Genomic DNA, 10,728 nt, shown 5'->3' on the forward strand with positions numbered 1-10,728 from the left:
GACTGGGAAAGTGCGTCCCGTTTCGAGTGGGGATTCCGGGATGCATTTTCCGTAAGAGGCCTGTTTGGGAAACCATATCCCGTTTCGAGCCAGAATTCTGGGATGTAGTTTCCCCGAGAGGCCTCATCGGGAAACTATGGCCCTGAACTCTCCTGCCTGTCCCCATTGCGCCAATCTGCTGATTGAACGTCGTTGTGTGTTCACGCTATCATGCATGGTTACAATTGGTTAGCCATGGCAAACGGTTAGCCATGGTGAACATAAATACAACGCCCTGTGGGCGCCGGGGGAGGAACACGGACGTGAAGCTCGATACACTCGAGATTGGAAAGGACGCCGTTGTCGCATCGGTGGCATCGGACGATCAGGCACTCCGACAGCATATTTTGGACATGGGTCTAACGCCGGGCACCGAAGTCACCATGATGAAGTACGCCCCCATGGGTGACCCGCTCGAGATCCGCCTACGTGGCTACGAGTTGACGCTGCGCAAGGACGATGCCGCTCGCATCGAGCTCGTGGGTATTCACGACACCGATACGGGTCCGCGCGCTAACGCCGCAATCGGCACGACGGAGCATCCGGCTCTGGGCGAGGGGACGTATTCGCCCCGTGCGGCAAAGACGGCCGTGCCCGAGGGCGCGCCGCTGCACTTTGCCCTCGCCGGCAACCAAAACTGCGGCAAGACCACGTTATTCAACCAGCTGACGGGCTCCAACCAGCACGTCGGTAACTTTCCCGGCGTGACGGTCGACCGCAAAGATGGCACCATCCGTAACCATCCCGAGGCGAGCGTTACCGACCTGCCTGGCATTTACTCCCTGTCGCCGTACACAGGCGAAGAGGTCGTGAGCCGTCAGTTCATCCTTGACGAGCGCCCGGACGCCATCATCGACATCATTGACGCCACCAACATCGAGCGCAACCTGTACCTGACACTGCAGCTCATGGAGCTCGACCGCCCCATGGTCATCGCGCTCAACATGATGGATGAGGTGACGGCCAACGGCGGCGCCGTGGACGTCAACCTGCTCGAGAGCCTGCTGGGCGTGCCCGTTGTCCCCATTAGCGCTGCCCGCAACGAGGGCATCGGCGAGCTGGTGGATCATGCCCTGCATGTGGCGCGCTTTCGCGAGCGCCCTGGTCGCCTGGACTTTTGTGCGCCCGACGGTCCGGACGGCGGTGCGCTGCATCGCTGCATCCACGGCATTGCCAACCTTATCGAGGACCATGCCGCGACGGCGCACATCCCCGTGCGTTTTGCGGCGACCAAGCTGGTCGAGGGCGATGAGCTGGTAACCGAGGCGCTTCACCTGGACCGCAACGAGCTCGACGCCATCGAGCACATCATTACCCAGATGGAGGGCGAGGCTGGCACCGACCGCCTGTCCGCGCTGGCCGATATGCGCTTTAGCTTTATCGGCGACGTGTGTGGGCGTTGCGTCGTCAAGCCGCACGAGAGCCGCGAGCACGTGCGCTCCGTCAAGATTGACCGCATCCTGACAGGTCGTTACACAGCCATTCCGGCGTTCCTGGTGATTATGGGCCTCGTCTTTTGGCTGACGTTTGGCGTGATCGGCGCGGCGTTGCAGGGACTTATGGAGGACGGTATCGCTGCCATCATCGCCTCGGCCGATGCGGGCCTCAAGGCGTTCGGTACCAACGACGTAGTGCGCTCGCTGGCTGTCGACGGCGTGCTTACGGGCGTGGGCAGCGTGCTGACCTTTCTGCCGATTATCGTCGTGCTCTTCTTGTTCCTCTCCATTCTGGAAGACTCCGGCTACATGGCACGCGTAGCCTTTGTCATGGACAAAGTCCTGCGTCGCTTCGGCCTGTCGGGCCGCAGCTTTGTGCCCATGCTCGTCGGTTTTGGCTGCACCGTGCCGGCTATCATGTCGACCCGTACGCTCCCATCCGAGCACGACCGCAAGATGACGGTCATGCTCACGCCGTTTATGAGCTGCTCAGCCAAGTTGCCGGTTTACGGCTTGCTGTGCGGGGCGTTTTTCCCGCAGGCGACGGTTCCCGCCATGGTCTCGCTCTATCTGATCGGTATCATGGTCGGCTGCATCGCGGCTTTGGTGCTCAACCGCACGGCATTTAAGGGCGACCCGGTGCCGTTTATCATGGAGCTTCCCAATTACCGCCTGCCGAGTATTAAGACGACGGTGATGCTAGCGTGGGATAAGGCCAAGGACTTTATCACCAAGGCTTTTACCATTATCTTTGCCGCGACCGTGGTCATCTGGTTCCTTCAGACGTTCGATATCCGCTTTAATGTGGTCGCCGACCAGTCGCAAAGCCTGCTTGCCGGTCTGGGTAGCATCATCGCGCCGGTGTTGGCCCCGCTCGGTTTTGGCGACTGGCGCGCCTCGACGGCGCTCGTCACGGGGCTCATTGCCAAGGAGAGCGTCATCTCGACGCTCACGGTGCTTTTGGGCGCAACGTCGCCCGCGGCGCTGTCGACCATGTTTTCGCCGTTTACCGCCTACGTGTTCTTGGTCTTTACGTTGCTGTACCCGCCTTGTGTGGCGGCAATCGGCGCCGTCAAGAGCGAGTTGGGCGCGCGCTATGCCGTGGCCGTATTCGCGTTTCAGGTCGCCGTTGCCTGGATCGTGGCGTTTGTCGTGCATTCGGCGGGCATATTGCTGGGGTTGGCTTAGTTATGAATTGACGGCGCAACCTCTGTGTATCGAATTGTTTTCGGCCCCGCATCTGTACTGACGGATGCGGGGCCGTTGCTATATAATCGCCTCCGCTCAAAACGATTGGAGACGTTATATATGACTCAGACAAGGCAAGACGGCATCACGCTCAAGCAGTGGCTCCCACTCGTCGGGCTCACCTGCTGTGCGTTCGTGTTCAACACGTCGGAGTTTATGCCCATCGGCCTTTTGACTGATATCGCCGCGTCGTTCTCGCTCACCGAGGCCCAGGCGGGCATCATGATCTCGGTCTATGCCTGGGGCGTCATGCTGCTGTCGTTGCCGCTCATGGTGTTTGCCTCGCGCTTCGAGTTCAAGCGGATGCTGCTGGGCGTGCTGGCCGTGTTCTCGCTCGGTCAGTTCCTGTCCGCTGTGGCGCCGACCTATCCCATCCTGGTCTGCGCGCGCCTGGTGGTCGCTTGCGCACATGCCGTGTTCTGGTCAGTCGCCTCGATTATGGCCTCGCGCCTGGTCGACACTCGCCACGGCGCGCTCGCCATCAGCATGATCGCCACGGGCTCGTCCATCGCGCAGATCTTTGGCCTGCCTCTCGGTCGCGCCATTGGCTTGGCCGTGGGCTGGCGCATGACGTTTGCCGTGGTCGGGGGCCTCTCAGCCATCGCGGTCGTCTACCAGGCAGCGGTGTTCCCGGCCATGCCGGCGGGTGAGCGCTTTACCGTCAAACAGCTGCCCGAGCTGCTCAAGAACCCGCTCCTCATCGCGCTCTACGCAGTCACGGTCTTCATGGCGACCGGCTATTACGCAAGCTACAGCTATATCGAGCCCTTCCTGGCGCAGGTCGCGCACGTCGATGCGGGCGCCATCACCATGACGCTGACGGCGTTTGGCTGCTCTGGTTTGCTCGGAAGCTGGCTGTTTGGCCGCCTGTTCGATGGGCATCGCTTCCCGTTCTTGGCTATCACGCTCTCCGGCGTGCCGGCGGCCCTGCTGCTCATGGGGCCGGCCGCATCGTCGCTCGTGACAGTGCTTGCCGTCTGCGCACTGTGGGGCTGCTGCGCCACGGCCTTCAATGTGGCGTTCCAGGCCGAGCTCATCAAGCACACGCCGGCAGATTCGTCAGCCGTCGCCATGTCGATCTTCTCGGGCCTGTTTAACCTCGGTATCGGCACGGGCACCGCAATCGGCGGCGCCGTGGTTTCGGGTCCCGGTATCGCTTGGATCGGCTTCGCGGGCGGGGCGATTGCCGTCGTGGGCGTCATCCTCGCCATCACCGTGCTGTTTCCGGCCATCCGCCGCGCCAAGCCCGTCGCCTAATCACGTCCCCTCATCAGTTGCGGTGGAATAGTTCCTGTTTAAGGCTTCTGAAGGCCCAGACAGGAACTATTCCACCGCAACTTATTTTGGGGGAGAGGATACAAGCTGGGCATACAATGGATGTCGTTGTGTTGAGCTTACCGGGAGGTTGCTATGTGGGCATACGAGACGACGTTCTATCAGATCTATCCGCTGGGCTTTTGCGGGGCTCCGCGCGAAAACGCCGCACCCGTTGCCGAGGACGAGCTTGCCCAGGCCGTCAACGTTGCTCCTAACCCCGATGCTCCCATTATGAAAATCGCCAAGTGGGCCGACTACATGCAGGAACTCGGCGTTGGCGCTGTGCTCATCAACCCACCGCTCGAATCTGATAGCCACAGCTACGATACACGCAGCCTGCGCCATATCGACCGTCGCCTGGGTGGGGACGCCGACTTTGCCGCCGTATGCGACACGCTGCATGCCCATGGCATCCGCGTGGTGCTCGATGCCGTCTTCAACCACGTCGGCCGCGGTTTTTGGGCCTTCCGCGATGTGCAGGAGCGCAAGTGGGACTCGCCGTACAAGGACTGGTTCCACATTAGCTTTGACGGCGATTCCTGCTATGGCGATGGCTTTTGGTACGAGGGCTGGGAAGGCCATTTTGAGCTTGTGAAGCTCAACCTGCAAAATCCCGCTGTGGTCGATTACCTGCTCGAGTCCGTGCGCCGCTGGGCCGAGGTCTTTGGCGTCGACGGCCTGCGCCTGGACGTTGCCTATATGCTCGACCGCGACTTTATGCGCCGCCTGCACGCCTTTACCCGTGAGCTCAAGCCCGACTTTGTGCTGATCGGCGAGACGCTCCACGGCGACTACAACCAAATCGTCAACGACGAGATGCTCGACTCCTGCACCAACTACGAGTGCTACAAGGGCCTGTACTCCAGCTTTAACTCGGCCAACATGTTCGAGATCGCCCATTCGCTGCACCGCCAGTTTGGCGGCGATCCGTGGTGCATCTACCGCGGCAAACATCTGCTGTCGTTTGTCGACAACCACGATGTGCCGCGCCTGGCAAGTATCCTCACCGACAAGTCGTGTCTGCGTCCCGCCTACGGCATGCTCTTTGGCATGCCGGGCATCCCGTGCGTCTACTATGGCAGCGAGTGGGGAATTGCCGGCGAAAAGGGTGGCCCCGATGGCGACTGGGCGCTGCGACCTGCGCTCAATGAGCCTGCGCCCAACGAGCTGACGGCGTTCATCACGCAGCTTGCGCACCTTCGCTCGGCCGACGACGCGGCTGCCCGTGCTCTCAACTACGGTGCCTATCGCAACGTGGTGATCCAGAATAAGCAGCTGCTGTTCGAACGCGCTTGTGACGGTGCGACGGTGCTCGTGGCGGTGAACGCCGTGGACGAGCCTTACACCTTTGGCACCGGCGAGCTCAACGGCTCCTTCGTCGATCTGCTTGCCGACGATGCGCCCACGGTCGAGCTGACGGGCACCCTTGAGCTTGCACCCTACGAGGTGCGTTATCTGCTGAGGGCCTAGCCCATGGCCGTGTCTGACGAGGGCTATCAACATATTGAGCATGGGTTTGAGCCCGTGTTTGACGAGCACTCGCGCGTTTTGGTGCTCGGGTCGTTTCCCTCGGTGCTTTCGCGCGCCAATGCCTTTTATTACGGCAACCCTCAGAATCGCTTTTGGCGTGTGATGGCCACGTGCCTCGGTATGCCTGTGCCGCCCAACGAGGGCGATCCTTTGGCAAGCGGTGAGCCCGCGACGCTCGATGCCTCCATTGCCGCCAAGCGGGCCATGCTGCTGAACGGCGGCGTGGCCCTGTGGGATGCAATCGAGAGCTGCGACATTAAGGGCTCGAGCGACGCGAGCATCCGCAACGTTGTGCCGGCACATATCGAGCGCATTACCGGCGCAGCTCCCATTGAGCAGGTGATATGCAACGGTGGTACAGCTGGCCGGCTCTACAAGCGCTATCTACAAGAGCGCACCGGGCTGCCGGCCATCGTTCTGCCGTCGACAAGTCCCGCCAATGCGGCGTGGCGTCTGGAACGCCTTGTCGAGCGTTGGAGCGGCGCCGCTGATTGGCAGGCTTTTTCGATTTAGCAGTTTGAGTGCTCGGCAAGATGCCTCATAACGGCGTGCCAGATCGGTGTGGGCAGTGCAGGCGTGGCGCGCACCATGCCGTCGGTGTCGACGCCGCCCGTTGCGGCGCCACTGAGCTTCTGCGCGTGTTCGACGGAACACCCCATACGAACGGCGCCCACGAGCTTGTCCATGGCCTCCGAAAACGGTCGCCGCAAGAGTCCCATGCGCGGGGAGCGACGAAGCGCCGCAATGCCGCTGCCAGCGCAGATGGCAACGCCGCCACACCACAATTGGTTATGGCGCTCACATGCCTTGTGCAGGCGAACGGCGGTCTCACGCGCCTGCTCAGTGCCCTGTTGTGCGGCTCGAATCGCGGCGTAGACACGCGTTCCCGTACCGCCAAAGCGCTCAAGCGCCTGCTCGATGGCTGTCAACGTCTTATCGTCAGCCACATCTTCAATGGCCAGCACGATGCCATCGGCAACGCTGCCGGCGTCATTTGCCTTCAAGTCGACCGGGTGGGGGAGTGCGGTGCCGGAAAGCTGTGCATAGGCGGTGATGGCATCCTGCAGGTCCCAGAGCAAAAACTCAAGATCGTCGCTATTGGGAATGCTGATATACGCAATGGTTTGCAGTGTTTTTGGTACATCGCCGCGTGCGGTCGTCTCCATGCTGCCTCCTTTCCGGTTGGTTTCCGTTTAGGTTACACCGTCTGGTGGCGCCCCGCCGCGCTATCCTAGTGCAACCCTTACGAAAGGAACGCCATGCGTCTGCCCATGAATACCTCGCTTGCCACGCTCAAGCCCTCCGGCATCCGTCGGATTAACGCGCTCGCCGCCCAGCATCCGGGGTGCATCGCGCTCGCGCTCGGCGAGCCCGATTTTCCCACGCCCGATGTGATTAGCGCCGAGGTGACCGCCGCACTGGACCGCGGCGACACGCACTATCCGCCCAACAACGGTCGCCCCGCCCTGCGTGAGGCGTTATCTGCCTACATGGGGGATGCGGGCCTTACGTTTTCGGCGGACGAGGTCATTCTGACCGACGGTGCGACCGAGGCCCTGTCGGCAGCATTCATGGCTATGCTCAACCCAGGCGACGAGGTCATTATTCCCACGCCGGCCTTTGGCCTGTACGAGAGCATCGTCGTGGCCAATCACGCCAAGGCGGTCTTTTTGGATACGGAGCCTGCGCAATTCCAGATTGACGAGGACGCACTTCGTGCTTACGTGACGCCGGCGACCAAGGCCATCGTCATCTGCTCGCCCAACAATCCTACGGGTTGCATCCTCAACACGGCGTCGCTCGACGCCGTGGCGCGCGTGGCGGAGGAGGCGGGCATCTACGTGGTCTGCGACGATGTATACAACCGCCTGGTCTACGTGGACGGCTACGAGCGCTTTGCCCAGCGCCACCCGGAGCTACGCGAGCAGACGGTAGTCATCGAGAGCTTCTCCAAACCCTGGGCCATGACCGGCTGGCGTTTGGGCTGGCTCGCAGCCGCAGCCCCCGTCATCGCCGAGATCGCAAAGGCCCACCAATACTTAGTATCGAGCGCCGTCTCCTTCGAAATGGACGCCGCAGCCCGAGCCCTCACCGTCGACCCAACTCCCATGCTCGAAGTCTACCGAGCCCGTCGCGAACGCGTACTCGCAGCCTTAGACGCCATGGGCCTCGACGTGGTAGAGCCCGCAGGAGCCTTCTACACTTTCCCGAGCATCAAAAAGTTCGGCCTAACCAGCGAAGACTTCTGCATCAAAGCCATCAAAGAGGCAAACGTAGCCCTAGTCCCGGGCGACTGTTTCGGAACCGAAGGCCACATCCGCCTCAGCTACTGCGTCTCCGACGAAAACCTGGACGAAGGCCTAAATCGCCTGTCCACCTTCATTTCAACCTTATAGCCCAACGGGACGCAACACATCAGCCCACCGACATAAGGGTTATGCGTGGGGCGCGCCGGCCAACGGACACGAGGATTCGCAGCAAAGGCAACGTAGCTCCGGCCGGGAGGGGCAGGGCGAGTTTTCCGTAGATTCCGCACGAGCCGAAGGCCACTTAATGTGGCCTTCGTGCGAGCCCAGGACTTGATCGAGCGGAAAACTCGCCCTGCCCCTCCCGGTCGGAGCGTATGCAGGGTTTGTGTACGAATCCTCGCGCCCGTTGACCGACGCCGGGGTCCCCGCCATAATACTTTCGGTTCACGCACGAATCCGCTGCCAGAGACAGCCGGCGCAAACGGGTCTTACCCGCGAGCTTAATGGGACTTCCCGCCAGCCGAGGTGGTCGAGTAGATATGTCTTCTCGCCCCCGTCGCTCATGCAGCGCGGGGGCTTTCTTTTTGGACATGCCCCCGTCACGTCCTTGTGGCGGACCGTGCCCGGAAAGAATTCGAGGAGGTGTAATTCATGCCCCAGCAGTACAAAATCGACAAGGTTGCAGAGATCGAGTCCCGTATCGCCGAGAACGCCGGTCTGTTCGTCGTCAACTACAACGGTCTGACGGTTAAGCAGGCTCAGGAGCTGCGTCATCAGCTTCGCGAGTGCGGCGCCGAGATGAAGGTCTACAAGAACAACCTGGTCAAGATCGCTCTCAAGAACCAGGAGCAGCCCGAGCTCGACGAGATCCTCGCCGGCCCCGTCGCTTATGTGTTCTACGAGTCCGAGCCGGTCGAGGCCGCTAAGGCCCTTAAGGACTTCTCCGCTAAGTCCAAGGGCGTCCTTGAGATCAAGGGCGGTATCTCCGACGGCAAGGCCGTTTCCGCTGATGATGTTAAGGCTATCGCCGAGCTGCCCACCAAGGATCAGCTTCTCGGCCAGATCGCCGGTCTCATCTCCGGTTTCGCTCGCGACATCGCTGTCTGCGTCAACGGCGTTTCCTCTGGTCTCGCTCGTTCGATCCAGCAGGTCTCCGAGCAGAAGGCAGCCTAGTTGCTGTTTTCACCCGCGGCGGCAACGCCGCACCCCTGGCGCATTCGCGTCGTGTTTTAACTGATCTCCGTGCATCCGCACGGAAACCGAAAGGACTTAGAAATGGCTAAGCTTACCACCGATGAGATCATCGATGCTCTTAAGGAAATGACCCTTCTCGAGGCTTCCGAGCTCGTCAAGGCTATCGAGGACACCTTCGGCGTTTCCGCCGCTGCTCCTGCCGCTGTTGTCGCCGCTCCCGCTGCTGGCGCTGCTGAGGCCGAGGAGAAGACCGAGTTTGACGTCGTGCTCGAGGGCTTCGGCGACAACAAGATTCAGGTCATCAAGGCCGTCCGTGAGCTCACCAACCTTGGCCTGAAGGAGGCCAAGGAGGTCGTCGAGGGCGCTCCCAAGGCTGTTCTCGAGGGTGCCAAGAAGGAGGACGCCGAGGCTGCCAAGGAGAAGCTCGAGGCTGCTGGCGCTGCTGTCACCCTCAAGTAATCAGGCTTTCTCGCCAGATTTCTTTGCAGACGGGGTTCGCATTGCGAGCCCCGTCTTTTTTGTTTTTCGGTCCCTCGACATCGGTAGCTCAAACTGCCATGTTCTGTGATTTGCGTCGTATCGGGCACCCTGCCGTTGGGCAATAAAACTGCACCATTCGAGCAATAATTTGCGTTGACCTGCTGAAGAATTGTCTCTGCCTTGTAGCGACATATAGTTCCAGCGGTAAGATGCTTAGGTATCGCAATTTGGTCTGCGGCTGTGTGCCGCACGCATGGGGCGCTTTTGCGCCTGCGAAAGGATCTTTGAATAACATGAAGGCAATCATCCCCGCCGCCGGTCTTGGCACGCGTTTTCTGCCTGGCACCAAGTGCACGCCCAAAGAGATGCTGCCGGTGCTCGACAAGCCCGTCATTCAGTACGTCGTCGAGGAGGCGCTCGACCCCGAGGAAGTCGACGACGCCATCATCGTTACTTCTCCCGGTAAGCCCGAGCTACTGAACTACTTCCAGCCCGATCGCTCGCTCGAGAACCTGCTGCGCGAGCGCGGCAAGAACGCCTATGCCGATGCCGTCGCCCACGCTGGCGGTATGCCGGTCGACTTCCGCTATCAGTACGAGCCCAAGGGCCTCGGCCATGCTATTCGCTCTGCTGCCGACGCCGTGGCAGGGGAGAACTTCCTGGTTCTTCTGGGCGACTACGTTGTGCCTAACCGCGACATCTGCGACAAGATGCTCGCCGTTTCCAAGGAGCACGGTGGCGCTTCGGTTATCGCCGTCGCTGCTTGCTCGCCCGAGGAAGTCAGCCGCTACGGCGTTATCGCCGGTGAGCGCGTCGGTTCGCTCGAGGGTGCCGAGGACGTTGCCGATGCAGAGCCGGGCGCTGTCTGGCGCATCGGCGGTCTGGTCGAGAAGCCCGCTCCCGAGGCGGCTCCGTCCAATCTGTACATCGTCGGTCGCTACCTGCTGAGCCCGCTGGTCATGGACCTGCTGGCAGATCAGCAGGCCGGCAAGGGCGGCGAGATCCAGCTCACCGACGCCATGGCCCGTTCGCTCGACCGCGAGGCCATGTATGCCGTCGTCATTGACCCGCTGTCGGGCTACGACACCGGCACTCCCTCTGGCTGGATGGCCACCAACGCCCTCATGGCCGCAAGCGACCCCCGCTTTGCCGATGCCTTCTGGGATGCCATCGACGAGCGCGGCGGATTGATGCGCAAGTAAGCCTTCGGGCATCGACATTTACGGGCGCGGACC

Annotated in this window: 9 protein-coding genes; 8 read left to right on the forward strand and 1 reads right to left on the reverse strand. The window is 61.3% G+C overall.

Translation table 11 applies throughout. The features are described from left to right. Positions 1–251 precede the first annotated feature (251 nt). From feoB to ABHR75_RS01965, 4 genes are all read left to right on the forward strand, one after another. Positions 252–2,663 (forward strand): ferrous iron transport protein B, encoded by a 2,412-nt coding sequence (feoB, locus tag ABHR75_RS01950; RefSeq protein ID WP_238022749.1) that lies wholly within the window; start codon positions 252–254, stop codon positions 2,661–2,663. A gap of 120 nt (positions 2,664–2,783) precedes the next feature. Then, positions 2,784–3,980 carry an MFS transporter gene (locus ABHR75_RS01955; RefSeq protein WP_238022748.1) on the forward strand — a complete coding sequence of 399 codons (1,197 nt, stop codon included), beginning with the start codon at positions 2,784–2,786 and terminating at the stop codon, positions 3,978–3,980. Positions 3,981–4,133: 153 nt separating this feature from the next. After that, complete coding sequence (locus ABHR75_RS01960; RefSeq protein WP_346963508.1) at positions 4,134–5,510, forward strand: alpha-amylase family glycosyl hydrolase; 1,377 nt, start codon at positions 4,134–4,136, stop codon at positions 5,508–5,510. Positions 5,511–5,513: 3 nt separating this feature from the next. Next, positions 5,514–6,083, forward strand: coding sequence for a uracil-DNA glycosylase family protein (locus ABHR75_RS01965; RefSeq protein WP_346963509.1), 570 nt, complete (start codon positions 5,514–5,516; stop codon positions 6,081–6,083). Here ABHR75_RS01965 and ABHR75_RS01970 read toward each other — a convergent pair. Next, positions 6,080–6,736 carry a hypothetical protein gene (locus tag ABHR75_RS01970; RefSeq protein ID WP_117745805.1) on the reverse strand — a complete coding sequence of 219 codons (657 nt, stop codon included), beginning with the start codon at positions 6,734–6,736 and terminating at the stop codon, positions 6,080–6,082. The genes ABHR75_RS01965 and ABHR75_RS01970 overlap by 4 nt on opposite strands. 93 nt (positions 6,737–6,829) lie before the next feature. Here ABHR75_RS01970 and ABHR75_RS01975 point away from each other — a divergent pair, with 93 nt between their 5' ends. The 4 genes from ABHR75_RS01975 to ABHR75_RS01990 all read left to right on the forward strand — a co-directional run bounded on the left by ABHR75_RS01975 (position 6,830) and on the right by ABHR75_RS01990 (position 10,695). Continuing rightward, the gene (locus tag ABHR75_RS01975; protein WP_346963510.1) at positions 6,830–7,966 is read left to right on the forward strand and encodes a pyridoxal phosphate-dependent aminotransferase; all 1,137 of its coding nucleotides are present in this window, start codon (positions 6,830–6,832) and stop codon (positions 7,964–7,966) included. 504 nt (positions 7,967–8,470) lie between these two features. Next, a complete protein-coding gene (rplJ, locus tag ABHR75_RS01980; RefSeq protein WP_006235004.1) occupies positions 8,471–8,992 on the forward strand; it encodes a 50S ribosomal protein L10 in 522 nt (173 codons plus the stop codon). 102 nt (positions 8,993–9,094) lie between these two features. Then, positions 9,095–9,472, forward strand: coding sequence for a 50S ribosomal protein L7/L12 (gene rplL, locus ABHR75_RS01985; RefSeq protein ID WP_006235005.1), 378 nt, complete (start codon positions 9,095–9,097; stop codon positions 9,470–9,472). A gap of 314 nt (positions 9,473–9,786) precedes the next feature. After that, entirely contained in the window at positions 9,787–10,695 is a 909-nt protein-coding gene (locus ABHR75_RS01990) for a UTP--glucose-1-phosphate uridylyltransferase (protein ID WP_055250255.1), read from the forward strand. Positions 10,696–10,728 lie beyond the last annotated feature (33 nt).

The organism is Collinsella aerofaciens (assembly GCF_039752955.1).
Classification (GTDB): Bacteria; Actinomycetota; Coriobacteriia; order Coriobacteriales; family Coriobacteriaceae; genus Collinsella; species Collinsella aerofaciens_BI.

Bases quoted from the DNA above. Each gene is read 5' to 3' on its own strand.
- feoB (WP_238022749.1), top strand. From the start codon at position 252: ATGGTGAACATAAATACAACGCCCTGTGGGCGCCGGGGGAGGAACACG.
- ABHR75_RS01955 (WP_238022748.1), top strand. From the start codon at position 2,784: ATGACTCAGACAAGGCAAGACGGCATCACGCTCAAGCAGTGGCTCCCA.
- ABHR75_RS01960 (WP_346963508.1), top strand. From the start codon at position 4,134: ATGTGGGCATACGAGACGACGTTCTATCAGATCTATCCGCTGGGCTTT.
- ABHR75_RS01965 (WP_346963509.1), top strand. From the start codon at position 5,514: ATGGCCGTGTCTGACGAGGGCTATCAACATATTGAGCATGGGTTTGAG.
- ABHR75_RS01970 (WP_117745805.1), bottom strand. From the start codon at position 6,736: ATGGAGACGACCGCACGCGGCGATGTACCAAAAACACTGCAAACCATT.
- ABHR75_RS01975 (WP_346963510.1), top strand. From the start codon at position 6,830: ATGCGTCTGCCCATGAATACCTCGCTTGCCACGCTCAAGCCCTCCGGC.
- rplJ (WP_006235004.1), top strand. From the start codon at position 8,471: ATGCCCCAGCAGTACAAAATCGACAAGGTTGCAGAGATCGAGTCCCGT.
- rplL (WP_006235005.1), top strand. From the start codon at position 9,095: ATGGCTAAGCTTACCACCGATGAGATCATCGATGCTCTTAAGGAAATG.
- ABHR75_RS01990 (WP_055250255.1), top strand. From the start codon at position 9,787: ATGAAGGCAATCATCCCCGCCGCCGGTCTTGGCACGCGTTTTCTGCCT.